Here is a 24,436-nt window from a genome sequence, read left to right on the forward strand (position 1 = left end):
GTCAGCCTTTGCAAGGCGAATGAATGCGCGTCTACCGGCGCAGACCTTCTTCGGTGCGCGCGCGCTGCAGGGCGCCTTTGTAGGCGGCGCGATAATGTGCACGCAGGGCTTCTCGATTCGGGGTGCGTCCGGCAGCCTGCTCGGCGAACAACAGCATGGCCACTTCGCCAATGGCCCAGGTCAGCGCGAAGGTCCAACTCGCGGTCAGGGCGCTGCCCCAACCAATGCCGAGCTTAAGCACCTGCTGCGCTAACCAGCTAGCGCCATAGCCCAGCGCGAAACCGCCGCCCAGGGTCGAAATAAGCTCCTTCCAGGCATCACGGCTGTTATCGAGGCCCGCCGCGCGCGCAATCTGGGCCACCATGGCAGCCTGCAAGCTGGCGGAACCCAGGCCACCCAGCACCGGCACTGGGACAGCATTGGCACTCGCGGCAGCCAGCGCCCAGGGCAGGATTAGCCGGCGCCGGCGGCGCTCATCGTTAGGCTGATGCGCGGCAATTTTCAGATCCGCCACCACCTCCGGCAGCAGACGCTCCAGCGCCGCCCAAAGCGCGCTGGCACCATAGTCAACTGGCGCCAGGCCCTGCTCGGGACGGGTGAAGTCCAGAGGCACAAAGACGGGCGCTGTGCCAGGCAGCTCGGCAAACAACAGCCGCTGCGCGCGCAGCGCACGTAGCAGCGCATCCGGCAAAGGCTCAAGATGAAAGTCGGCCTCAGTGCCGGTGAAGGGGTAAGGCAGCGCATGCCCGCTGCCGGTTGGGCCATCAGTGATTGGATAGAGCTGATGCAGGCAGCTTTGCGCCACAATCAGCGGCCAGTCAGGGTGGGCGCGGCGCAACTTGCGGGCGAGCACCAACAGCTCATCGAGCGCCAGATCCTCGGCCCTGGCAATCAGCAACAGCACATGGGCCTGACGCTCAGCCGCGCGCAGCTCATCGAAAGGTGCATCAACAGCGGTATCCGCCAGCCCGCGGGTGTCGAGAAAGCGCAGCACCGGACGCTGCTCGGGAAAGGCATAAAGCCGCGAATGCGCGGTAAAGGGCTCAAACCCATTGCCGATCTGATCGCCCGCTTGCCCTGTCAGCTCGGCGACAATGCTCGTCTTACCCGCCTGGGTCTTGCCGAGCAGCCAGATCACGGGAGCATCGGCCTCGACCCAGGCCGCAGCACGCTCGATCTGGCCGGTTTCGCTCAAAACCGAATCAGCCCCGACTCGAGCAGCCCGACCACAATCAGATAGATTCCCACCACATAGCTCAATACGGCTGGGCGCAACAGCACCAGAAAGCCGGCCACCAGGGCAATTATGGCTTTCAGTGGCAGGGCGGCTCCGTAAAAGAAGGCCACCAGTCCGAGGATACCAATGGCGATCAGATAGGCGGCCACCATGACATGCAACAGCCGCGGCAGCAGCAGGATAAGCACACCGGCAAGAATTGCCAGCGCTGCCTCAATCGGCCATTGATTCAAAAAAGATAGATTCACTGCGTTAACTCCAATGGCGCTTCGGGTTCAGGAGGCATCATGCTTCGGTAAGGGATATCGATCGCATCACCTGTGATATCCCGCCCTTCTTCGTCGCTCTTCTTGCGCGCAATCACAATCTCGACGCGGCGATTCTCGGCCCGCCCCTCGGGCGTATCGTTCGTCGCCACCGGGCGGGTGTCGCCATGGGCGCGAATCTGCATCCGTTCGGCCAGTTCCGGACGAACCTCGGTGATGTGATGCACCACAGCAGCGGCGCGAGCCGCCGAGAGCACCCAGTTGGATGGAAACTGCATCGTATTGATGGGCACGTCATCGGTATGACCGGCAACGATCAGGCTGCCTTCTGTCGCTGACAGGGTCTCCGCGATCTTGTCGAGGATCGGGGAAAAGCTATCCTGCAAGCGCGCACTGCCGGAGGCGAAAGAGCCTTTCTCACGGATGCGGATCAGGATCTCTTCGCCAACCACCTCGACATCGATCAGACCTTGCTCAATTTCCTCCTGCAGGGCTGCGGCGATTTCCTGCGCGGCCGCCTCCAGCTCCTTGCGCATCTGGTCAGGACCGAGTTCGGTCTTGGATTCATCGGTCGTCTGCTGGCGCAGCTCCTGAGCCAAGGTTGGGGTCGGCTTGCCCGGGCTAAAGTCGGGCGAGATCACCGTAGTACCCTTTGGAATGGCCTGCACATCGACCTCTCGCTGTACGCCAAAGGCCATTTTCATGGACCCGGCAATCTGCTTGTATTTGTGCACGTCCATTTCGGAGAAAGAGAGCAGCAGCACAAAAAAGCACAGCAGCAGCGCCATCAAATCGGCGAAAGTCGCCATCCATCCTGGCAAACCTTTGGGACATTCTGCTGCCTTGCCAGCCATGCATCACCCCTAATCGAGCGTCGAGTCACGTTGGTTGGATGGGAGATAGGTCAGCAAAATCTGCTCCATGACCCTTGGATTGATGCCAGACTGGATGGCCGAGATGGCCTCGAGCACTAGGTCTTTGAGCATTCGCTCCTCCTCGCTCACCGCCTTCAGCTTTTCCGAGATCGGAATGGCGAAACCGTTGGCGATGAGGGCTCCGTAAAGCGTGGTCAGAAGCGCCACAGCCATAGCCGGTCCGATGGCCTTGGGATCATCCATGTTCGAGAGCATTTGCACCAAACCGATCAAGGTACCAATCATGCCAAAGGCGGGAGAGTAGTCGCCGATGGACGCCCACATCTTCACGCCTTTGGTGTGGCGTTCGATGGTCAGATCAATTTCCTTCGACAACAAGCGCTCGACGGTTTCGGGCGGATGACCATCAATACAGAGACTGATGCCTTTTTGCATAAAAGGCTCGCTGATGGTTTGATTCTCAAGCGCCAGGATGCCTTCCTTGCGCGCCACGTTGGCAAGCTGGACCGCATCTTCGATCAACTCGCGCGGCGACGGCGATGAGTGAATGATGGACTTGAGCCCGATCTTGAAGGAGCCAAAAAACTCGCCGAAGGAAATCCGCACCAGGGTGGCGCCGAAGGTTCCAAGAACCACGATCAAAATGGACGGGATATTGATAAAGACGCCGATGTCGCCGCCAACAAGGATAGCGCCAATGGCCGCGATCAGCACAACAACAACGCCGACAATGGTTGCAAAATCCATGGGGAGAATACCCGTCCTCGAGTGACTGAACCCCCGGTATTCTACGCAAAAAACCGCCGCTGGGGGCGAGACCCGAAAACTTGTGCCCGCCGACGCGCCCTGGCCTGCGCGGTTCGCTATCCAAATTCTTTGCATGGATCCATTCTCCGGAATGGTCGGTCGAGACCATGCACCTTGCCCTGAAATAGCCGCTTTTGTGCACACGGGCAGGCCCCTGAGCATTAGGGGCTCATTGCCACGCGGAGTATCGATTCACGACTCTGATCGTTATACTCGAAAAATAACACCAGACATGTTAAGGATTGACCGGACACCCGCTGCAGCATCAGGGTCCGGCTTCAATAATGACCTACCCAGCCTGGCGACAGCCGCCAGGCCCCGAGAAGCAACCGGCGCTCGCCCATGCCCACAGCCGATTTTGCCCAATCAGCCGATCTCACCGAATCAAAAGACGTCTTTCGGCACGCCGCCCTAAGCGGACTCACCATCCCTGTGCTGGCCTGCATCGGGTTAGTGGCCGTCTCCATCATCCTGGCGTCATGGCGCATGCACGTGCAGGACTCAGAAATACGCGAGAAGGTGCTCACTGAGACCCTCGATCTCGCCCGGACACTGGCGCTGCAACCCCTTGACGCCCCACCCCAGGCCGATGAGGGCAGCTCAGCCCGGCAGCAGGAGGCAGATCTCACTCGCCTGAATTGCCATTTACACCGGCTTGCCGCTTTTGCCGGTTACCAGAACATCTGGACCCTAACCCAGCACGAGGGAGTGCGTCACGAAGGTCCGGCCAGCCATGCTGCCGGCAGTGATTGCGCCCAGCAGCCTGAGGCTGGTATCGCTAGCCTACCGCCTGAAATTACCCAAGTCTTTAACAGTGGACAGCCCAAAATCACCGCGCCCCATGGGCAGGGTGACGCACGCGTCATTTCAATTCTTGTTCCTATCGGGCCCGTACCAGAGGACCACAAGGTTGGGCGCATTCTCGGCGTCGACATTGCCGCACGGCACTGGCGCGCAGCGGTGTGGAGCGTCGCTATGCTCCCGCTCGCGCTGGGCGGACTTCTTACCATCACCTTCGCCATCGCCGCCTGGATTGTTTATCGCAGTAGTGCCAGCGGAGACGAAACACCTACCAGCCTTCGCTACCTTGAGCCCCTGCTGGCCGGTCTGACCGGCGCCGCTCTCACGCTGGCCGCCACTTCCGTCACTTATCAACTCGAACAGGATTTCGAGTCCGATCTGCTCGAATGGGCAAGCGCTCGCACCAGCCGCGACCTGACGATGATGATGGATCAGCTGCGCGAGGCGCCAGATGGGCACAGCCCCGCAACCCTGCCATCTTCCGTTGCGGATCGCGCTCCGGCCCCAGACGAATTCGCAAATTCCGAATCCCGGACGATCACGGCAGTTCGCCAACTGCTAGAGCAAACACTGGCCCGGCAGCATTCCTATGAAAGTCAAATTGACGCCCGCCTGCTTGCCCTAAACGATCAGGGCACGGCCCGTCTGATTGCCCGCATCCCCGCCAGCGACGGAGCCGAGACCCCAACCAAGGTCAGGCTGATCCCACCGCTGTCGGCTATGGCGCAACGCCAACAAGTCATACCGGTGTTTGCCGATCATCGGACCTTTGCCATTCAGCTCGGGATTCATACGCCCAAGCCTTCTGGTCCGCTGGCAAGTGCCGCCGCTGCGACTGCCACCATTGGCTTAATCCTGACAGCAGTCGCCACCGCACTGGTGACCTGGCTTCGTGGACGCCTGTCCGGCCTCGAAAGACTGCTTAATCAACGCACCTCCGCGCTGCAACAACGCGAGACCAACTTCAACGCAATCACCAACGCGGTGCGCGACGCCATTATTATGGCCGACGAGAATTTCAGAATCCTGTACTGGAATCCCGCCGCTGAGCAGTTGTTCGGCCATACCGAAGCCGAGGCCAAAGGGCAGGATTTGCATCGTCTAATCGGCGGGCCGGAACTCGCCAACACCTTGCCCGGTACGAAGCCCGGCCAAGGCACATTCGTTGGCGCCTCACTGATTGGTCGACTGGTCGAAGTCGAGGCGCAACACAAAAGTGGTGACCGGGTGCCGCTCGAACTGTCCCTGTCGACAATGCGTCTGGATGGTGCATGGCATGCCATTGGCGTGCTGCGCGACATCACGGAACGCCGGCGCAGCCGGGAGCGCCTGGTCAAACTGAACGATTGCCTGGTCAATCTTGGCTCGGACTATCGCGAAAATATCCATCGCATCACCTCGGTTTGCGGCGAAATCCTTGCCGCCGACACCGCGCTTTACAACCGACTCGACAACGGTCTTCTGGTGACGCTCGGGCGCTGGCAGGCGCCCGAGGACTATCCCGAAAGTGATACCCCCGAGGGCCATATCTGCTATGACCTGATTCAGGACCGCAGCGACCGCGTCAGCGGCCACTGTGGCGGCGAACTCGCCGAGAACCAAAGCAGCCGCGAGGCATTTTTCCTCGCAGACCTTGACCAAACGCCCTATGCGCGCATTGACCCCGCCGTACGCAAATACCAGCTCAAAGCCTATTTCGGGCACGTTGTGCGCTGTGGCAGTCAAACCTGCGGCTCTCTCTGCGTGGTCTTCAAGCAACAGCGCTCCCCGAGCGACGAGGAAAAACGCCTGCTGGGGATTCTTGCCGCCGCGCTGACCACCGAGGAAAACCGCCATCTCGCCACCCGCGAGCTTGAACTCAGCGAAAAACGCATGTCACTGGCCATGCGCAGCACCGGCATCGGCATCTGGGAGTACGAACCCGACACCCGCCAACTCAGGCTCGATGCGCCAATGCATGGGCTTCTCGGGCTCCAGCCGGTTCAAGCCACGCGCAGCATTGATGACTGGACCCTGCGTCTGCTGCCGGAAGACATGTCCAAGTTTCAGCAAAGGCTCGAAAGCGCACTCAGTAACGATGGCGAACTCAACCAGGAACTGCGCCTACAACTCAACCCAGACGAACTGCGCTACCTGCGCATCATTGGCAGCGTTCATCGCAGAGCGAACCATCACAGTCATTATCTCATCGGCGTCTGCTTCGACATCACCCGCCGCAAGGAGACTGAGGTGCGCCTGCTCCAGGCCAAGGACATGGCCGAGAAAGCCAGCCAGATGAAGACCCAGTTCCTGTCCCAGGTCAGCCATGAACTGCGCACGCCGATGAACGCGGTGCTCGGATTTGCGCAACTGCTCGACAGTGACCCCGACCTGAACAACGACCAGCGCGATAGCATTCAGGAAATTCTGCACTCGGGTCACCATCTGCTTAAACTCATCGACGAGGTACTGGATCTGGCGCAAATCGAATCCGGCGAGACCGAAATGCAGGTCCAGCAAATTTTGCTAGAACCGGCGCTGGTGGAATCCCTGGCCCTGATCCGACAGCTGGCGAGTGACCAGGAGCTAAAAATCGAGTGCGCAAGTTGCAGCGAACTGGCTGTCGCAGCCGACTCCTTCCGCCTCAGACAGGTATTGATCAACCTGCTTTCAAATGCTGTGAAATTTAATCGTCCCGGAGGCTCCATCACGCTCGAGGCGGCGGAAACAACGCCTGCAACGAGCACCGACAGGCAGGTGCGGGTCAGCGTGCGCGATACTGGCATCGGCATTCCGGCTGATCGCCTTGATGAGTTGTTTGAGCCGTTCCGACGGCTGCCAGACGCGCAGCTACGTGGGATCGAAGGCTCAGGCGTCGGTCTTGCCGTGGTCAAACGCTTAGTCGAGCTCATGGGCGGCAGGATCGGGGTGGAGAGCACCCCAGGCGAAGGCAGTTGCTTTTGGTTCGAGCTGCCGCGTCAGCCCACAACAAGAGCCACCGCCCCGCTGCTAAAATCGGAAACCACCACCCCCCTGTTACTATAGATTGCGCTCTGACCGCCCCCTGCCAACAGACAAAAACATCATGCCAGAACCCATGCCTAAAGCAGCCCTAGCACACCTGATAAAGCTCGGCAACCGCCTGTCCAAGCGCCACGGCCGTCAGTTAGCAAGGATCGCATCACTGGCGATTGCCGGTGCACTCCTCAGCGGTTGCCCTGCGGACCCCATGGGGCCGGACAACCGCATGGCACTCATTGCCTTCGGTCGCTGCGATTACCAGCAGGCAATGCAACTGACCGAGCGAGTCATTGAGCAAGAAAAGGACGTTTATCACGTCCAGCGCGCCTGGGTGCTGAAAGCGGCAATTTTGCATGACATGGGCAAGACGGCTGCGGCCGAGGCCATCTACCCGGAAATCGAGGCGGCCTGGAAAGCCGTGCGGAAAAGCACGCTGAAAACCAATCGTCGCGAGCGCGATATCGCGATTATGATCGACATCGCCCACAACGAGCGCCAGTCCAACGGCCTGCCGGTAGACTGCGACCGTTAACTGCGAAGTGCGGCCAGCCTCTGGACCAACATTGTCCTAGCCGCTGGCGTCATCATTCAAAGGTCATTTTTTGCTTCTGATGCTATCTTAAGGGGCATCTGAGGTTTCTTGATTCTGCCCGACTCATACTGCCAGCTCCAGACTGACTTTGCCGCGAATGTCACAGGATACGCGATCAAACCCGACCAGCGATGACAATGCCGGTGATCCGCTCCTGGGTATGGCACCAAGCGAGCGCACCGCTCTCGCGCTGCGCGAAAGTCAGGCGCGCTTCACCCGTCTGACTGCTGGCCTGGCCGACAGGCTATTTGTGTTCACAACTACGACAGACGGCGAAATCCTCTACCTCAGCGACGGTTATCGGCTGCTGGTTGATGAACACATTGAACAAAAGATTGGCCAGAACTGGCGCAACCTGGCTGACTGGACCGCCGAATCCATCAATACCCTGCTCGATCAATTCACCCGCTTGCTCACTGGCGAACTCGAGCGCTCCAACTTCGATCTGGCCTATCGGCAACCGGATGGCAATTTGCACCATCTGGCCATTCACGCCTATCGCATTTACAGCGAGGAGCGCAACGAGGATTTCATTGAGGGCATTGCACTCGACACCACCGAGCGCAACGCCTTCGAGGCCAGGCTGCGCAACCTTCAGCGCGCCATTGACCAGGCGCCGGTCTCCATCCTGATCACCGATACTGAATCCAGAATCCAGTACGTCAATCCATTCTTCTGCCGGATCACGGGGTACGCGCCAAGCGAGGTGATTGGGCAAACACCGCAACTGTTCAAGTCCGGCGAACAATCCGACGACACCTACCGTGAGCTATGGGAGAACCTGCGCCGCGGCGAGACCTGGCGCGGCGAACTGGTCAACAAACGCAAGGATGGCAGCCTGTATTGGGAGGCAGCAACCATCTCGCCGATCCGCGATGATCGTGGTCGCATCGTTAATTTTCTCGGCGTGAAGGAAAGCATCGACGACAGCAAAGAACTTGAACGCATCAAAGAGGATGTCGAGCGCATCATGCGCCACGATCTGAAAACGCCGCTGAACGCCATTCTGGCGCTGCCGGAACTCTTGTTACTCGATGACAATCTGACCGCCGATCAGCGCGATTCCGTCACCGTGATTCAGGAGAGCGCGCGCAAAATGCGCGACATGATCGAACTGTCACTCGATCTGTTCAAAATGGAAACGGGGCAATTCGACTACCGGCCACAAACACTCAACTTGATTCCCGTTCTGCGTCAGGTCATTCGGATAGTCGAGCCACGCGCTGCCAGCCAGCGGCTGGATTTCCGCTATCGACTCGACGGCCGCAATCTCGATGGCGAGCCGTCGCCCGATCAACCCATCTATATCCGCGCCGACGCCCGCCTGCTGTTCTCCATGCTATCGAATCTCATCACCAACGCCATCGACGCCTCGCCCGATGGCGAGGCTGTGGTGCTGGCGATCAATCAGCACAACCCGTTACGGCTGGCCATCATCAACCGCGGCCTGGTCCCACCCGCCATCCGCGCGCATTTCTTCGAGAAATATCGCTCCCACGGCAAAAAAGGCGGCACTGGGCTCGGCACCTATTCCGCCAAGCTGATGGCTGACACCATGAAAATGGCACTCAGCATGGAAACCTCTGACGCCAGCGACACCACCTGCATCGAGTTGCTGATTCCGTCAGCCCCGACCCTCAACCCGGATGCGGACGTCAGTGGGTCAAGCTAAGGGCTTCCGCTAATTGAGCGCCCCACAAGCCGCCAATAGCGGCGACCCCTTGAGCACCGTGCGCCCAGGCCGGCTCCAGATCGGCCGGTCCCAGGCCGCCAAGTGCATAGACCGGCAGCCGTGCCGCGCGGGTGAGTTGCGCAAAGCCCTCCCAGCCAAGCGGGTGGCTGTGTGGATGGCTGCGGGTCTGTTGCACCGGCGACAGTAGCGCATAGTCGAGCCCCAGGCGCGCAGCCAGGCACAGATCGGCCTCAGTATGGCAGGACGCACCCAGCAGGCTGGGGGCCTGTGGTGGCCGCGCGGCCAACTGATGCAAGTGGGCGCTGCTCAGATGCCAGCCGTCCGCCGGCAACTTGGTCAGCTCCTCGGGTGCGCGGTTGAGAACTAGGGGCACGCCGGCCGCCGCGCAGATGGGCGCAACCGCACACGAAAGCGCAGCATATGCGGGCGCGGAGAGATCATGCGCGCGCAGTTGCACCGCACCGGCCCCGGCTGCGAGGGCGGCGCGCAGGCGAGTGAGATACCCCGGGAGTTGCGCACGTCCGCCGGCCTGGGTTGGATCGGGCGCGGCGGGCGGGGTAATCAGATAAAGCGCCGGCAGGCGCAGTGCCAGAATTGCCGGGCCATCGGCCGGGGGAAACAGGGCGGGATCGAGCGCCTGCGGAAATTCCCAGGCAAGCGGCTGACCTTCACATCCGCGCGGCTCGCCATCCCAGGCGGAGACCCGATAGAGGTCGAGCAAAATCCGCCGCTCGCGGTAGTCGTGCTCAATCTGAATCAGCGGACGAGAGGAGCGGGGGCGAATGCCAAGCTCCTCTTGGAGCTCACGCGAGAGGGCGTTGATGGCAGATTCGCCCGGCTCCAGCTTACCGCCGGGGAATTCCCACCGCCCGCCCTGATGGACTTGCTCGGGCCGCCGCGCGATCAGCACCCGACCCTGGGCGTCGATCAGGGCACCGGCGACGACATGCAGCACACCCACCAACCCGCTGACGCCTAGCTGCGATATTCGGCGTTGATTCGCACATAGTCGTACGACAGATCGCAGGTCAGCATGGTCAGCTCGGCCTCGCCGCGACCAAGATGGACCTCGATCTTGAAGGCATCCTGCGCCATCACACGGGCGCCCTGCTCCTCTCGATACTCTGGGTCGCGCCCGCCACCGGCGACGATGCGCACGTCATCAAGCCAGATCCTTACCCGCTCGATGTCGAGCCCGGCAACCCCGGCGCGACCCACCGCCGCCAGGATGCGGCCCCAATTGGGATCACCAGCAAATAGCGCGGTTTTGACCAGGGGTGAATGGGCGATGGTCTCGGCCACCAGGCGCGCCTCTGCAGAGGTGGCCGCCTCGCGCACCGCGACGCGCACCAGCTTGGTCGCACCCTCGCCGTCGCGCACAATGTTGGTGGCCAGCTCCAGGCAAAGATCCGACAGCGCCTGCTGCCAGATCGCCAGAGCGTCTGGGTCCAGATCATCCAGGAGGGGGTTGCCCAAAGCGCCAGTCGCAGCCGCCACGCAGGCGTCATTGGTGGAGGTATCGCCGTCAATGCTGATGGCATTGAAGGAGCCAGCCACGGCAGCATTCAGGCTAGCGCGCAGTGGTCCTTCGGCAATGGCCAGGTCCGTGGCGACAAAAGCCAGCATGGTCGCCATGTTCGGGCAAATCATACCAGCGCCCTTGGCCATGCCAACCAAGGTTGCGCGACGCCCGTTCAGTTCAAACTGGCGCTGGACCAGCTTGGGTCGGGTGTCGGTGGTCATGATGGCACGCGCAGCAGCTTCCCAGGCATCCGCACGCAGCCCCTCAAACAGATGCGGCAATGCGGCGCCGATGCGTGCGACCGGCAGATCCTCACCGATCACTCCAGTAGAGAAGGGCAGCACTTGATTCGCCTCACAGCCTGCCTGGCCGGCGACCAGAGAGCAACTGGCAAGGGCGTCGGTAAGCCCACGCGCACCGGTGCCGGCATTGGCGTTGCCGGAATTAATGAGAAGATAGCGGGGAGAAGCTGCGCTCAGATGCTGGCGAGCCAAAGTCACAGGTGCGGCACAAAAGGCGTTCTGAGTAAAAACGGCCGCCGTTTGGGTGCCAAGAGCAAGTTCCATCAGCACCAGATCATCACGCTCACGATAGCGGATGCCAGCCGCGCCTGCGGCGACCCGCACGCCAGGGACGCTGAATTGGGTTGAGAGTTCAGCCCTCATCGGCTATACCAATCGTAAACTGATTTTCGGTATCAGTGACAGCTGAGATTCGAACCAAAACGTGCGACCGTTCAGCCAATCTTGCCGTGGCATTGCTTATACTTTTTTCCCGAGCCACAGGGGCAGGGTTCGTTGCGACCGACTTTGCGCCCGGCGCGCACGAAAGGCTGGTGATCGCCGGCTGATTCTGGCGCACCACCTGTCGCCGAGCCGCCCTGGAGTTCGCCATCCTCAGGCGCGGCGTCCGCCCCCAAACCACCGAAGCTTTCGTGCTTGAACTCGAACGCCCGCTCCTGCTCGGATTGATGTTCTGCGAGACTGGCCAACTCGGGCGGCATCTGCACCTGCATGCGCGCGAGGGTGCGCACCACGTCCTGCTTGATGCTGTCGAGCAGCGCCGCGAACATTGCAAAGGCTTCGCGCTTGTACTCCTGCTTGGGATTCTTCTGCGCATAGCCGCGCAAGTGAATCCCCTGACGCAGGTAGTCCATCTGCGCGAGATGCTCCTTCCATTGGGTGTCCAGCGTTTGTAGCATGACTGCCTTTTCAACTTGGCGAATGCTATCTTCCCCAACCTGGTCTTTCTTGTCGCGATAGCGACTGGCAAGTTCATCATCAATGCGCTGACGCAGGCTCTCTTCGTGCAGCTCAGAGTCCTGGTCCAGCCAGTGCTGGATAGGCCAGTCGCCGCCGAACTCGTCGATCAGGGCCTGGGCCAGGCCCGGCACGTCCCATTGCTCTTCCAGGCTTTGTCTGGGGATGTGCTGATCAATCAAATGGCCGAGCACATCCTGGCGCATCAACTCAATGGTGTCCGAGACCTCGGTTGCATCCATCAGTTCGCGCCGCTGCCGGTAAATGACCTTGCGCTGGTCGTTGGCAACGTCATCGTAGTCGAGTAGTTGCTTGCGGATATCGAAGTTGCGTCCCTCGACCTTGCGCTGGGCGTTTTCGATCGCCTTGGTGACCCAAGGGTGTTCGATGGCCTCGCCTTCCTGCATGCCAAGCTTCTGCATCATGTTCGCCACGCGGTCAGAGGCGAAAATGCGCATCAGATTGTCTTTCAGCGACAGATAAAAACGGCTTGAGCCCGGATCGCCCTGGCGGCCAGAGCGCCCGCGCAGCTGATTGTCAATGCGCCGGGACTCGTGCCGCTCAGTGCCGATCACATGCAAGCCTCCAGCCTCGATTACACGCTGGTGGCTGGCTTTCCACTGGGTTTTAATGCGCTCGCGTTCGGCGGCATCCTGGGCGTTTTCGAGTTCAGCCTCGAGATTACCGCCCAGCACAATGTCGGTGCCACGACCGGCCATGTTGGTGGCGATGGTCACCGCGCCCGGCTCGCCCGCACGCGCGACAATACCCGCCTCGCGCTCGTGCTGCTTGGCGTTCAGCACCTCGTGCGGGATCTTCTCGGCATTCAGCAGCTTGGAAACCAGCTCGGAGGTCTCGATGGACGCCGTGCCGACCAGCACCGGTTGACCCCGTTCGACGCAGTCCTTGATGTCCTCGATGATGGCTTTGTACTTCTCATCCTGACCCAGATAGACCAGATCGCCGTGATCAGCGCGGATCATGGGCACATTGGTCGGGATCACTACCACTTCAAGCCCGTAGATCTGCTGGAACTCGTAGGCCTCAGTATCCGCCGTGCCGGTCATGCCGGCGAGCTTCGGGTAGAGCCGGAACAGGTTCTGGAAGGTGATGGAGGCGAGCGTCTGGTTCTCCTGTTGGATGTCCACCCGCTCCTTGGCCTCGACCGCCTGATGTAGCCCCTCGGACCAGCGCCGCCCCGGCATGGTGCGACCGGTAAACTCATCGACGATGATGATCTGGCCATCGCGAACAATGTAGTCGACGTTTTTCTGGAACAGGGCACGGGCACGCAGGGCAGCGTATACATGGTGCATCAGCACGATGTTGGAGGCATCGTAGAGGCTTTGCCCCTCGCCGAGCAGCCCGAGCTCGGTGAGCATATCCTCGACCTTCTCGTGGCCGTCCTCGCTCAGATAGACCTGGCGGGCTTTCTCGTCGACCGAGTAATCGCCCGGACCGAAATCGGGTTGGCCTTCGTCATTGGTGATGGGCTCCTGGCGCGCGAGCTTGGGCACAATCTGATCGATCTGCACATAAAGCTCGCTGTTGCCCTCGGACGGACCCGAGATGATCAGAGGCGTACGCGCCTCATCGATCAGGATGGAATCAACCTCGTCGACAATGGCATAGAAAGGATCGCGCTGCACCCGCTGCTCGGGGGTGAAAGCCATGTTGTCACGCAGGTAGTCGAAGCCAAACTCGTTATTGGTGCCATAGGTGATATCGGCGTGATAGGTCTCGCGCCGGGTGACCGCACGCAGATGGCGATAGCCGCTGTCGTCGGTCGGTTCAAACTCGGGATCGTAAAGGTAGGAGGCAGAGTCCGGCCCCAGACCACCGGAAGAGTTCACCACCCCGACCGAGAGCCCAAGGAAGTGATAGACCTGCCCCATCCAGGCCGCGTCGCGCCGAGCGAGGTAGTCGTTGACCGTCACCACATGCACGCCCTTGCCGGGCAGAGCGTTAAGGTAGGCCGCCAGGGTGGCAACCAGGGTCTTGCCCTCACCCGTGCGCATCTCGGCGATTTTGCCAGAGTGCAGCACCATGCCGCCGACCATCTGCACGTCGAAGTGGCGCATGCCGAGCACCCGCTTGCCGGCCTCGCGCACCACGGCAAAGGTCTCGGCCAGAAGGTCGTCGAGCTTGGTACCCTGCTCCAGGCGCGCGCGAAATTCGGCAGTCTTGGCGCGCAATTCATCATCCGAAAGCAGTGCCAGTTCGGGCTCAAGCGCCGTGATCTGCTCGGTCGTTTTCAGCAGGCGTTTGACGAAACGATCATTGCGGCTGCCAAACATTTTTTTGAAAACATTCATCCCCATAGGTGGCTCTCAGCGGAAGCACAAAATTAGCGGCAGTATAGCGCCAAGGCCGCATCGGCGGCTATGCCCGGCGGCAGCAGAGTGTTAAGGATATCAGGCGAAAAGGTACGACCCATAAGCGCCAACAGAGCAACAAAACCCTGCCAGGCAGGGTTCAGCGCCGGTCAGAAGCAAAAACTCCCGAACACCCGGCTGTCTATGCTGTCTAAGGGAGACGGCCCACCCGGAGGATGCAGCCGTTTCAGGGCAACAGCACGGACAACCCGGCGCGGGAGAATCCGTTCCGATATAGAAGAGAGGCTGCGAGGATTGACTACAGATGCGCGACGCGCATGGTGCCACGCGGATTGAGATAGGCCCTTGGATTGACCGGAGTGCCGTTCTTGCGAACCTCGAAATGCACGTGAGGACCGGTGGATCGGCCAGTTGAACCCAGAAGGGCGATTTCCTCACCCCGCCGCACCAGGTCACCTTCTTTGACCCGATTCTCCTGATTGTGGGCATACCAGGTTTCGAGACCATTGCCATGACGAATCTCGACAATATTCCCGTACCCATGTTTGCGCCCGGCAAAGATCACCAGTCCATCGGCCATTGCTAGAATGGGAGTGCCGGTCTTTGCCGAGATGTCAATGCCGGTGTGCATGCTGCGCCGCCCGCTGATTGGGTGACGGCGATCGCCGAACTCCGAAGTCACGATCCCGCCCGAGCGCAGCGGCCAGCCCTCGGGCTTGGTATGTTTGATCAGGTCGCGCTCCATGATCAGCGTCTCAAGCAGGCCGAGTTTGCGCTTGCGATCATCAAGCGCGGAGAGCACCTTCGCCAAGTCCTGGGCGACTTCATCGATCCTGTTGGCCGAATCCCGGTAGTGCTCAGGACCACCAGAACCGGCGGGGTTCTCGAAGTCGAATTCATCGCTGTTAAGACCAGCCATTTTGACCAGTCGCTGCCCCAGGGCGTTGACCCTTAGCACTTCAGCCTGCATTTCTGCGACCCGCACAGCGATGGTGTCGATATGCGCTTGAATCTGTCGTCGTTTCTGCTCCAACTCGAGTTTGGCGGCTTCAAGATCGCGAGTGAGTGCGACTTGAGCGCTGTCGGAAGGGGCATCGCTGAGCCGGTATTTGCCGAGCCAATAGCCAAAGCCACCGGCGATCAAACCAACAATCATGATGCTTAGCAAAACAACGGAGCTGAAACCTTGCTCGGCGACGAAAGCCTGACGTCGATGCATAAGTACTCCTGAAACGGGTTCGGTTGGGCGAATGTTGAAAAAGGACACAAAAAAAGATTTGGCGAGTTCAAATAACTCACCAGGGCAATCACAAGCAATTGAATTCAGCGGCGCGCGACACCAACTGAGTTTGTTAGATCCCTGAATTTGGACTTAGGGGCGTTACTTTGTCATCAGCCCCCGGTTTTCATCGGTACCTGCAAAGCGGTGACCGCGCATTCAGCACGATGCTAAAAAAACTCCGTCCCACCAAGACCCTGGCTGGCCCCGAGCGGGCAACCGCACTGGCCGTTTTGCTGCGGGAACTCGATGAGCGCGACAAACTGCTTCGCACCGTCAAGCCGCTGCTTCCAGACCACGTCCGCAGCCATTGTTCCCAAGCACAGATCGACGGCGACTGTCTGCGGCTTTTCGCCGACTCACCCGTCTGGGCAGCAAAGCTGCGACTCTGCACTCAGGAGATTCTACGCGCCCTGAGAAAACGAGGACTCGCACTCAAACAATGCCAAATCCGCGTGTGCCCTCCGCTGGTCGCTGCCCCGGCCTCGCGCCACGGCATTGACAGCGACCACCCCCAGCACACGCATCTCTCTGCGGCAGCGGCATCCCATCTGAAACAGGCAGCCCTTGGTGTGCAGGATCCGTGCATTGCCGCCTGCTTCGAGCGAATCGCCCGACATCATCAATCCGACGCCAAGGCACCCGACACTAGACAACCCGATGTCAGGAAACCCAATACGGTCAAACCCGGCACGACAAGCTAGCCGATTCAGCTCAGCCCGCTATTTAATCAGCAAGAGCAATTTCAAGCAACAGCAACAGGCTGTCCATAGCTGATTGGCGCCTTTTTGGGGTCCTCAAATGTGACTTCTTCCCAGGCTCCCTCGTTGGCGAGAAGCGCACGCAACAACTGATTGTTGAGGGCATGGCCGGACTTGTAGCCTTGGAACGCACCGATCAGAGAGTAACCAAGCAGGTAGAGGTCGCCAATCGCATCAAGAATTTTGTGTTTGACAAACTCGTTGTGGTACCTGAGCCCTTCTTCATTGAGAACCCGGTAATCATCAACCACGACAGCGTTGTCCATCGTACCGCCAAGCGCCAGATTCTGTTGGCGTAGCGCCTCAATGTCGCGCAGAAAACCGAAAGTGCGCGCACGACTGATCTCCTTGACAAAGGAGGTGGTTGAGAAATTGATGCTGGCCGACTGCTCGCGCGATGCGAAGGCCGGATGATCAAAGTCGATCGCGAAGGACACCTTGAAGCCGTCGAAGGGATCAAACTGGGCGAATTTATCGCCATCTTCGACCCGGATGCGGCGCTTGATGCGGATAAAACGCTTCGGGCGCGATTGCTCCTCGATGCCTGCGGATTGAATCAGAAACACGAAGGGTGCGGCACTACCATCCATGATGGGCACTTCTGGCGCGCTGACACGAACATAGGCATTGTCGATACCAAGACCAGCGAAAGCCGAGAGCAGGTGCTCAACGGTGGCGATGCGCACGCCATCCTGCACTAGAGTCGTGGACAGGAGGGTATCGCCCACATTGGCGGGGCTAGCCTTGATTTCGGCCGGCGACGGAAGATCATCGCGGCAGAATACAATTCCGGTATCGGGCGCCGCAGGCGACAGCGTGAGATACACTTTCTCGCCGGTATGCAATCCGACGCCAGTGGCGCGGATCACGTTTTTTAGAGTTCGCTGCCGGATCATTGTAAGGCTCTCCGTTGGCTGCGACAGTCCCTGCGGCGTCGCCAGTTGATTGCTCCTGCTCGGATTGGCCCTGGATGGCCCTGATTGGCCTTGATTGCTCATGGCCCCGACCACCCCGGCAAAAGAAACGGCTGTTTCCCGGAGGAGCGGACTGGCGCGTTGATGATTCCGCGCGCATGCAAGCCGCACCGGCCCTGTCTTAGTTTGATCGGCATATTAGGGTTTTCCCGAAGGTTAATCAAGCGCTGTGAGCCCGCTTTTTGCGAAAAAGCCGTTTATCCCTGCTCGAACATCCAGGCGCGGCTCTGAATGCAGAAATCTTTAAGCTGCAAAAACAATTATTTAGCATCTAAACTTCCGCATCAAAACGTCAACCCATCAAAATTCGCGCTCCAAGTGGCGCGGCGCACCAGGCAACCAACCTGCACTGGCACATCGCCCACTTGTTTGCCCCTCCATTGCCGCTAATCCGCCTGCCGGCGCAGGAAGGCGGGAATGTCGAGATAGTCCAGATCAGCTGCGGAGGAGCCTCCCTCGCTGGCCGCTGCATTGGCCGCTGCGCGCTTGTTGCGGATGTAAGCTGGCTGATCCATATCGCGATAATCCGGCGCCGCAGCGCGCTCGGGCTCACTGGAGACCAAACGCATTTTTGGCTGTTCAGCCTTGGCCGCAGCACGCGCACCAAGCCCGGTCGCGACCACGGTCACGCGCATTTCCTTGTCCATGCTGGTATCAATAACTGTGCCCACAACCACGGTGGCATCGTCATCGGCGAAATCCCGCACGGTGTCGCCGACCTCAGTGAACTCACCAATGGTCAGGGAACTCCCGGCGGTAATGTTGACCAGAATGCCGCGCGCCCCGGACAGGTCAATGTCTTCGAGCAGTGGACTATTAATGGCAGCTTCGGCAGCCTCGCGCGCGCGCTCATCACCGCTCGCGGCGCCCGTGCCCATCATGGCCACACCCATTTCCGACATCACTGTCTTGACATCGGCGAAGTCGACGTTGATCAGCCCGGGACGGGTGATCAACTCGGCGATACCCTGGGTGGCGTTTCGCAGCACGTCGTTGGCGGCGCTGAAGGCATCAAGCAAGCTCATGTCTTTGCCGAGTACGGCTAGGAGCTTCTCGTTCGGGATGGTAATCAGGGAGTCAACCGACTTGGCCAGTTCCTCAATGCCCGCGTCCGCCACCTTGCGCCTTTTGACACCCTCGAATGGGAAGGGCTTGGTCACCACGGCCACGGTCAGAATACCAAGCTCGCGCGCGATCTGCGCCACGATGGGCGCAGCGCCAGTGCCTGTACCACCGCCCATGCCGGCGGTGATGAACACCATATCGGCTCCTTCGAGTGCGTCCTTGACGCGTTCACGATCTTCCTCGGCAGCAGTGCGACCGACCTGCGGATCAGCACCAGCTCCTAGACCCTTGGTAATTTCGGTACCAAGTTGCAAAATGGTTTTCACATTGGAATTCTCGAGTGCCTGCGCATCGGTGTTGGCGCAGATAAACTCGACTCCTTCGATATCCGAAGCCACCATGTGATTCACAGCATTCCCGCCGCCGCCGCCAATGCCGATCACACGGATCACCGCGGTCTGGGTCTGAGCGTCTAACAATTCAAAAGTCATCGCAGTTCTCCTGATTTCTTGTCGTTAAATGAGGTATGGATCTTGTCTTGCCCTGAAGCGACCACCGCATAGCATTCCGTGCTAAAGATCACCGCTCAGCCAAGAGCGGAATTTGTGCCAGGCACCACCGAGCCCCCGAGTGTCGCGATACTCGGGATGTGCCTCAAATCGATGTTGCTTGGCGTAAATCAGCAGCCCCACGCCGCTAGCGTAGACAGGATCGCGCATGCGATCCTCAAGCCCGGTGAAATACTGGGGCACGCCGATGCGCACCGGCATGCGGAACACATCCTCGGCCAGCTCCACCAGACCTTGCATCTTGGCGCTACCGCCGGTCAGGACCACACCGCCGGGGACCAGATCCTCGAAGCCGCTGCGGCGCAGTTCGCCCTGCAACAGGCCAAGCAACTCTTCGTAACGCGGCTCGACCACATTGGCTAGGGTGTGATGCGAGAGCTGGCGCGCGGGCCGGTCGCCAATACTCGGCACCTCAATATTGTCGCCGTCGGCGCTCTCGCCCTGAGCACAACCGTGATTGATCTTGATGGATTCGGCGTGATGAATGGGCGTGCGCAGCGCCACCGCGATGTCGTTGGTTACCTGATCGCCGGCTATGGGCACCACGGCTGTGTGGCGAATGGCGCCATCAGTAAATACGGCCATGTCGGTGGTGCCGCCACCCATGTCGATCAGGCAAACGCCGAGTTCTTTTTCATCTTCGGTGAGCACCGAGTAACTCGAACTGAGCTGATCAAGCACCAGATCATCGACTTCCAATCCGCAGCGACGAATGCACTTGACGATATTCTGCGCGGCACTGACCGCACCAGTGATGATGTGCACTCGCGCTTCCAGGCGCACACCGCACATCCCCACGGGCTCGCGGATACCTTCCTGATTGTCGATGATGAATTCCTGCGGCAGGATGTGGAGGATTTTCTGATCCGCTGGAATGGGCACGGCGCGGGCGGCGTCTATGACCCGGTCGATATCGCCCTGACCGACTTCATGCTCCTTGATGGCCGTGACTCCATCGGAATTGCGGCTACCGACATGGCTGCCAGAGATCCCGGCATGCACCGAATGAATCTCGCACCCGGCCATGAGTTCGGCCTCTTCGACCGCGCGTTGAATCGACTGCACCGTGGACTCGATATCCACCACCACGCCTTTCTTCAGGCCGCGTGACGGATGCAATCCAAGCCCGACAATCTCGATACTGTCATCGGCTTTAATCTCACCAACCAGGGCTGCCACCTTCGAGGTGCCAATGTCGAGGCCGACTACCAAATTCTCTCTGCGTCTAGACATGATCATGTGCTCTATCGCTGTTCGTTGACTGCTGCCATACGTTTTCCCTGGGCCTGGAAATCGCTCTCCTTGTCGGTGCGCCAACGCACCGCGAGGCCATTGCTATAGCGCAGATCAATGCGCTCTGGTACCGCCACCGCCTCGATGCGTGGAAACGCCGTCAACAACCGGGCAAGGCGCTGATCGAGTTGCTCGGTGCCGAAATGCAACACCGGCCCACCCAACAACTCCAGGGTCCAGTCGCCACGCCGGTCACGTCCCAGAGCGTCGATCAGCAGGCCCAGGTCGGCGAGGCGCGGCTGCCACTGCAGCAAGCGGTCAACCACCTCTGCGGCAAGCGCATCCGGACCCGACAGACGTGGCAGCCCGGCCGGAACCCGACGGTCCTGCGGGTGAAAAATCACCCCCTCGCGGGTGACCAGCCCGTCTTCACCCCAGCGGGCAACTGCTTCGTGCTCACTAACCTTTAGAATCAGCCGATCCGGCCACACCCGTCGCAAGCTCGCGCCGCGCACCCAGGGCAATGCCTCGACCTGCTCGCGCAGGGCTTCAAGATCCTGTGACAGGATGCCGCCGGTCAGATGACTGGCCACCTGCTCTTGCAACGCCTGGCGCGAGAGACTACGCATCTCTCCGTCCACGGTAATGACCCGAATCGGCAACACCCGCGGCTCCCACTCCGCCGCCAACCACAGGGTCGCCGCCAGCGCGATGATCAGCGACAGCGCCACAAACAGACGCACCAGCAGCGTCTCGGTACTGGTTCCCAAACGCATCGGGCGGCTGGGCGAGTCGCGCCTGAGCGTGGCTGCGATCAGGCTGTAGTACTTGGGATCAGCAGGATTGACCATGAGTGTCTTGGTTACAGGCTGGTCCGCAGAATGCGCGCGACCAAATCGGTAAAATCCATCCCCCGAGCGGCCGCCGCCATGGGCACCAGGCTATGGTCGGTCATGCCAGGGACTGTATTGACTTCGAGCAAGCGCGGCTGGCCTGCACTATCGAGCATAAAATCCACCCGCCCCCAGCCGGTTGCGCCTACGGCCTCGAAAGCGCGCAGACAGAGCGCACCATATTCGGCTTCGCGGTCCGCCGGCAGACCGCAGGGGCACAAATAGCTGGTGGTATCGGCTTGGTACTTGGCCTCAAAGTCATAGAAAGCATTTGGCGTTTCCAGCCGAATCAAGGGCAGTGCCTCGCCGTCAAGAATGGCGCAGGTGTACTCGGCGCCACTGAGCCAGGTCTCGGCGATGACCTCGGTATCGAAGGCGGCGGCGGCCTGATAGGCATCTGCCAACTCCTGAGGCGAATCGGCCCGAGCCATGCCCAGGCTTGACCCTTCCCGCGCGGGTTTAATCATCAACGGAAAGCCCAGCCCGGCCGCGACATCCAGGTCTCGCTGCGAGCGCAACACCACGAACCCAGCCGTCGGCAGGTCGCCGCCAGCCCAGACCATTTTTGTGCGCACCTTGTCCATGCCGATGGCCGAACCAAGCACGCCAGATCCGGTGTAAGGCATGCCAAGCGTCTCAAGTGCTCCCTGAATCCGACCATCCTCGCCACCGCGCCCGTGCAGGATGATGAAAGCGCGGTCAAAACCGCCGCGATCAAGTCGCTCAAGCACCCGCTCGTCCGGGTCGATTTCATGCGCATCCACGCCAAGCGCAAGCAGCGCCTGCAGCACGGCAGCACCGCTTTTCAGTGAAATCGCCCGTTCCGCCGAGCGCCCGCCCATCAGGACCGCGACCTTGCCGAAGCGCACGGCATCAGTAGCCTTCATAGCTGCTCACCTCCGACGCGATGCACCTCGGGAACCAGCCGGATGCCATGGTGTTGTTCAACGACGTCCTGCACATGCTCAATCAGTGCAAGAATGTCTGCGGCACTGGCTTTGCCACCATTGATGATGAAATTCGCATGCTTCTGCGACACTAGGGCACCCCCGATACTGAATCCCTTAAGACCAGCACTGTCGATCAGACGAGCCGCCCGATCACCCGGCGGATTTCGAAACACCGAACCGCAGTTGGCGCTCCCTGTGGGCTGAGTGGCTGCCCGCTGCGCGAGCAGTTCTTTGATCCAGTTAGCGCCGACTTCCGGATCGCCCGGCACTAGGCGCAACTCAGCAGACAAAAACCATTCCCCCGGCGGTCCCTGCACCGAGCGGTAGCCGACCTTGAAATCCTGTGGTTCGCGCTCGCGCATCTGCCCACTGCGATCAATGGTCTTCACCCGGCTGACAAAGTCCCAGGTCTCCCCACTCCAGGCACCGGCATTCATCGCCAGCGCTCCGCCGATGGTGCCGGGAATCCCGGCCAGAAATTCAATGCCCGCCAGACCCTGACGCACCGCATAGCGCGCGGCCTTGGCGCTCGCAACCCCGGCCTGAACGCGCAGGCGCTCGGGACCAATACGTACCATCTCGTTCAGGCAGCCCTGGGTCTGGATCACAGTGCCGGCAAAGCCTGCGTCATCCACCAGCAGGTTGCTGCCCAAACCCAGCCACAACAGCGGCTCTTGCGTATCGAGCCCGCGCAGAAAAACCGCCAGATCTTCAGCGTCCGCGGGGCGGTAAAAGCGCGCGGCCGGCCCACCGACGCGCCAGGTCGTGTGCCTGGACAGCGGCTCATTGAGCCTTACTTCGCCGCGCAAGGGGATGCGTTCGGTGAGACTCTCGCTCATGTCCCCTCCACCGGCGATGACTCGCCAGCCAGCACTTGCGGCAGGCGCGCGGCCAGCGCGCCAATGTCGCCGGCACCACTGACTAGCACCATGTCGCCGTCTTCGAGCAGATGCATCAGCACCCCGGGCACTTCGTCAAGCTCGGAGACAAACACCGGGTCCACCTGACCACGGGCGCGAACGGAGCGACTCAGGCTGCGCCCGTCGGCGCCGGGCAGCGGTTGCTCGCCCGCCGGGTAAACTTCGCACAGCACCAGCACATCGACGCTCGAAAGTACCTGGGCGAAATCCTCGAACTGTTCGAGAGTGCGCGAATAGCGATGCGGCTGGAACACCAGCAACAGACGCCGGCCGGGCCAGCCCTGACGGATGGCCGTCAGGGTCGCCGCCAGCTCGCGCGGGTGATGACCATAGTCATCCACCAGTGTGACCTGATCGCCTGCCGGCCTGGTGATTTCACTCACCACAAATCTCCGACCAATGCCCTGAAACTGCGCCAGCGCAGTTTGAATCGCCTCAGGCGGAACCTGATGCTCCAGCGCCACCGCAATGGCAGCAAGGGCGTTCAGCACGTTGTGCTGACCCGGAAGATTCAGCTCGATTGGCAGATCAAGCCCTGACTCTCGATCCTGCACGCGAAAACCCATGCGCGCGCCCTGAGGGCAAATATCGAGCGCCCGCAGATCAGCGCCGGCGCCTGTGCCATAGGTACGCACCGGGCGGGCAACTTCTGACTGCACCGCCGCGACTTCGGGATCATCGGCGCAGAGCACGGCGAGACCATAGAAAGGTAGATGGTGCAGAAACTCAACGAAGGTCGCGCGCAGCCGGGAAAAATCGTTGCCATAGGTGATCATGTGATCGGCATCGATATTGGTCACCACGGCCATCATCGGCTGCAACAGCAGGAAGGAAGCATCGCTCTCGTCGGCCTCGGCAATCAGGAATTTGCTGCTACCAAGCCGGGCGTGACTGCCGGCACTGTTTAGCAGACCGCCAATCACAAAGGTCGGGTCCAGACCTGCTTCGCCGAGAATACTGGCGATCAAACTGGTGGTGGTAGTCTTGCCATGGGTCCCGGCCACGGCCACCCCGTAGTAAAAGCGCATCAGCTCGGCCAGCATCTCGGCGCGGCGCACAATGGGCAAACGCGCCGCGCGGGCAGCTTCGATTTCCGGGTTGTCGACATCAATGGCCGAGGACACCACCACGGCATCCACTCCACGCACCTGATCCGCGCGATGGCCAATGAACACCGCCGCGCCCAAGCGCTCTAGGCGCTCGGTTACAGCGCCACGACGGCGATCAGAGCCCTGCACCTGATAGCCCAAGGTCAACAGCAGCTCGGCAATTCCGCTCATGCCGGCACCGCCGATGCCGACGAAATGCAGCCGCCGGATGCGCCCCATGCTGGCGGCACTATGCGAGTGATCCATAGTAGGCTGATCGATGAGGATCGAACCCTGCGTGATGGAAGCTGGCCGA

19 protein-coding genes are annotated in these 24,436 nt (G+C 60.5%); 4 read left to right on the plus strand and 15 right to left on the minus strand.

Features of this window, described 5'->3' with window-relative positions; all coding sequences use genetic code 11:
- Positions 1-31: 31 nt before the first annotated feature.
- Genes Thiofri_RS21305 through Thiofri_RS21325 form a run of 4 tightly spaced genes read right to left on the minus strand, consistent with a single transcriptional unit; the run spans position 32 to position 3,347 of the window.
- A complete protein-coding gene (locus Thiofri_RS21305) occupies positions 32-1,195 on the minus strand; it encodes a GTPase family protein (RefSeq protein WP_009148456.1) in 1,164 nt (387 codons plus the stop codon).
- Positions 1,192-1,485 (minus strand): DUF3096 domain-containing protein, encoded by a 294-nt coding sequence (locus Thiofri_RS24895; protein WP_009148457.1) that lies wholly within the window; start codon positions 1,483-1,485, stop codon positions 1,192-1,194. The genes Thiofri_RS21305 and Thiofri_RS24895 overlap by 4 nt, the downstream gene beginning before the upstream one ends.
- Complete coding sequence (gene tssL, locus Thiofri_RS21320; protein ID WP_407702920.1) at positions 1,482-2,312, minus strand: type VI secretion system protein TssL, long form; 831 nt, start codon at positions 2,310-2,312, stop codon at positions 1,482-1,484. The genes Thiofri_RS24895 and tssL overlap by 4 nt, the downstream gene beginning before the upstream one ends.
- A gap of 54 nt (positions 2,313-2,366) precedes the next feature.
- Complete coding sequence (locus Thiofri_RS21325) at positions 2,367-3,347, minus strand: MotA/TolQ/ExbB proton channel family protein (protein WP_313777923.1); 981 nt, start codon at positions 3,345-3,347, stop codon at positions 2,367-2,369.
- A 180-nt stretch (positions 3,348-3,527) separates the two neighbouring features.
- On the opposite strand from Thiofri_RS21325, the gene Thiofri_RS21330 reads away from it, so the two are divergent.
- The 3 genes from Thiofri_RS21330 to Thiofri_RS21340 all read left to right on the plus strand — a co-directional run bounded on the left by Thiofri_RS21330 (position 3,528) and on the right by Thiofri_RS21340 (position 9,250).
- The gene (locus Thiofri_RS21330) at positions 3,528-7,010 is read left to right on the plus strand and encodes a PAS domain-containing sensor histidine kinase (RefSeq protein WP_009148460.1); all 3,483 of its coding nucleotides are present in this window, start codon (positions 3,528-3,530) and stop codon (positions 7,008-7,010) included.
- Between the two features lie 52 nt (positions 7,011-7,062).
- Positions 7,063-7,518: a hypothetical protein gene (locus tag Thiofri_RS21335; protein ID WP_009148461.1), complete on the plus strand. Its 456-nt coding sequence runs from the start codon at positions 7,063-7,065 to the stop codon at positions 7,516-7,518.
- A 157-nt stretch (positions 7,519-7,675) separates the two neighbouring features.
- The gene (locus Thiofri_RS21340) at positions 7,676-9,250 is read left to right on the plus strand and encodes a sensor histidine kinase (RefSeq protein ID WP_009148462.1); all 1,575 of its coding nucleotides are present in this window, start codon (positions 7,676-7,678) and stop codon (positions 9,248-9,250) included.
- On the opposite strand, the gene Thiofri_RS21345 is transcribed toward Thiofri_RS21340, so the two are convergent.
- From Thiofri_RS21345 to Thiofri_RS21360, 4 genes are all read right to left on the minus strand, one after another.
- A complete protein-coding gene (locus tag Thiofri_RS21345) occupies positions 9,234-10,235 on the minus strand; it encodes a Nudix family hydrolase (protein ID WP_009148463.1) in 1,002 nt (333 codons plus the stop codon). The two genes, Thiofri_RS21340 and Thiofri_RS21345, sit on opposite strands and share 17 nt — an antisense overlap.
- Before the next feature lie 11 nt (positions 10,236-10,246).
- Entirely contained in the window at positions 10,247-11,458 is a 1,212-nt protein-coding gene (gene argJ / locus Thiofri_RS21350) for a bifunctional glutamate N-acetyltransferase/amino-acid acetyltransferase ArgJ (protein ID WP_009148464.1), read from the minus strand.
- Between the two features lie 71 nt (positions 11,459-11,529).
- Positions 11,530-14,373, minus strand: coding sequence for a preprotein translocase subunit SecA (secA, locus tag Thiofri_RS21355; protein WP_009148465.1), 2,844 nt, complete (start codon positions 14,371-14,373; stop codon positions 11,530-11,532).
- Between the two features lie 313 nt (positions 14,374-14,686).
- Positions 14,687-15,607, minus strand: coding sequence for a M23 family metallopeptidase (locus Thiofri_RS21360; protein WP_009148466.1), 921 nt, complete (start codon positions 15,605-15,607; stop codon positions 14,687-14,689).
- Positions 15,608-15,834: 227 nt separating this feature from the next.
- Between Thiofri_RS21360 and Thiofri_RS21365 the strand changes: the two genes are divergently transcribed.
- A complete protein-coding gene (locus Thiofri_RS21365) occupies positions 15,835-16,371 on the plus strand; it encodes a DciA family protein (RefSeq protein WP_009148467.1) in 537 nt (178 codons plus the stop codon).
- A 41-nt stretch (positions 16,372-16,412) separates the two neighbouring features.
- Here Thiofri_RS21365 and lpxC read toward each other — a convergent pair whose 3' ends face one another.
- The 7 genes from lpxC to murC form a co-directional block, all read right to left on the minus strand.
- Positions 16,413-17,324, minus strand: a complete 912-nt coding sequence (gene lpxC / locus Thiofri_RS21370; RefSeq protein ID WP_009148468.1) for a UDP-3-O-acyl-N-acetylglucosamine deacetylase — start codon at positions 17,322-17,324, stop codon at positions 16,413-16,415.
- Between the two features lie 464 nt (positions 17,325-17,788).
- The gene (gene ftsZ, locus Thiofri_RS21375) at positions 17,789-18,958 is read right to left on the minus strand and encodes a cell division protein FtsZ (protein WP_009148469.1); all 1,170 of its coding nucleotides are present in this window, start codon (positions 18,956-18,958) and stop codon (positions 17,789-17,791) included.
- 81 nt (positions 18,959-19,039) lie between these two features.
- Positions 19,040-20,269 carry a cell division protein FtsA gene (ftsA, locus tag Thiofri_RS21380; RefSeq protein WP_009148470.1) on the minus strand — a complete coding sequence of 410 codons (1,230 nt, stop codon included), beginning with the start codon at positions 20,267-20,269 and terminating at the stop codon, positions 19,040-19,042.
- A gap of 11 nt (positions 20,270-20,280) precedes the next feature.
- Positions 20,281-21,120 (minus strand): cell division protein FtsQ/DivIB, encoded by an 840-nt coding sequence (locus tag Thiofri_RS21385; RefSeq protein ID WP_009148471.1) that lies wholly within the window; start codon positions 21,118-21,120, stop codon positions 20,281-20,283.
- Between the two features lie 11 nt (positions 21,121-21,131).
- Positions 21,132-22,049: a D-alanine--D-alanine ligase gene (locus Thiofri_RS21390; RefSeq protein WP_009148472.1), complete on the minus strand. Its 918-nt coding sequence runs from the start codon at positions 22,047-22,049 to the stop codon at positions 21,132-21,134.
- A complete protein-coding gene (gene murB, locus Thiofri_RS21395) occupies positions 22,046-22,951 on the minus strand; it encodes a UDP-N-acetylmuramate dehydrogenase (protein ID WP_009148473.1) in 906 nt (301 codons plus the stop codon). Before murB ends, Thiofri_RS21390 begins: the two co-directional genes overlap by 4 nt.
- Complete coding sequence (gene murC / locus Thiofri_RS21400; protein ID WP_040855738.1) at positions 22,948-24,387, minus strand: UDP-N-acetylmuramate--L-alanine ligase; 1,440 nt, start codon at positions 24,385-24,387, stop codon at positions 22,948-22,950. Before murC ends, murB begins: the two co-directional genes overlap by 4 nt.
- Positions 24,388-24,436: the final 49 nt, after the last annotated feature.

The sequence above is a fragment of the Thiorhodovibrio frisius genome (assembly GCF_033954835.1).
GTDB lineage: Bacteria > Pseudomonadota > Gammaproteobacteria > Chromatiales > Chromatiaceae > Thiorhodovibrio > Thiorhodovibrio frisius.

Coding starts and splice junctions, on each gene's coding strand:
- tssL (WP_407702920.1), bottom strand. CDS start 2,312: ATGGCGACTTTCGCCGATTTGATGGCGCTGCTGCTGTGCTTTTTTGTG.
- Thiofri_RS21325 (WP_313777923.1), bottom strand. CDS start 3,347: ATGCTCAGGGGCCTGCCCGTGTGCACAAAAGCGGCTATTTCAGGGCAA.
- Thiofri_RS21330 (WP_009148460.1), top strand. CDS start 3,528: ATGCCCACAGCCGATTTTGCCCAATCAGCCGATCTCACCGAATCAAAA.
- Thiofri_RS21335 (WP_009148461.1), top strand. CDS start 7,063: ATGCCTAAAGCAGCCCTAGCACACCTGATAAAGCTCGGCAACCGCCTG.
- Thiofri_RS21340 (WP_009148462.1), top strand. CDS start 7,676: ATGTCACAGGATACGCGATCAAACCCGACCAGCGATGACAATGCCGGT.
- argJ (WP_009148464.1), bottom strand. CDS start 11,458: ATGAGGGCTGAACTCTCAACCCAATTCAGCGTCCCTGGCGTGCGGGTC.
- secA (WP_009148465.1), bottom strand. CDS start 14,373: ATGGGGATGAATGTTTTCAAAAAAATGTTTGGCAGCCGCAATGATCGT.
- Thiofri_RS21360 (WP_009148466.1), bottom strand. CDS start 15,607: ATGCATCGACGTCAGGCTTTCGTCGCCGAGCAAGGTTTCAGCTCCGTT.
- Thiofri_RS21365 (WP_009148467.1), top strand. CDS start 15,835: ATGCTAAAAAAACTCCGTCCCACCAAGACCCTGGCTGGCCCCGAGCGG.
- lpxC (WP_009148468.1), bottom strand. CDS start 17,324: ATGATCCGGCAGCGAACTCTAAAAAACGTGATCCGCGCCACTGGCGTC.
- ftsZ (WP_009148469.1), bottom strand. CDS start 18,958: ATGACTTTTGAATTGTTAGACGCTCAGACCCAGACCGCGGTGATCCGT.
- ftsA (WP_009148470.1), bottom strand. CDS start 20,269: ATGTCTAGACGCAGAGAGAATTTGGTAGTCGGCCTCGACATTGGCACC.
- Thiofri_RS21385 (WP_009148471.1), bottom strand. CDS start 21,120: ATGGTCAATCCTGCTGATCCCAAGTACTACAGCCTGATCGCAGCCACG.
- Thiofri_RS21390 (WP_009148472.1), bottom strand. CDS start 22,049: ATGAAGGCTACTGATGCCGTGCGCTTCGGCAAGGTCGCGGTCCTGATG.
- murB (WP_009148473.1), bottom strand. CDS start 22,951: ATGAGCGAGAGTCTCACCGAACGCATCCCCTTGCGCGGCGAAGTAAGG.
- murC (WP_040855738.1), bottom strand. CDS start 24,387: ATGGATCACTCGCATAGTGCCGCCAGCATGGGGCGCATCCGGCGGCTG.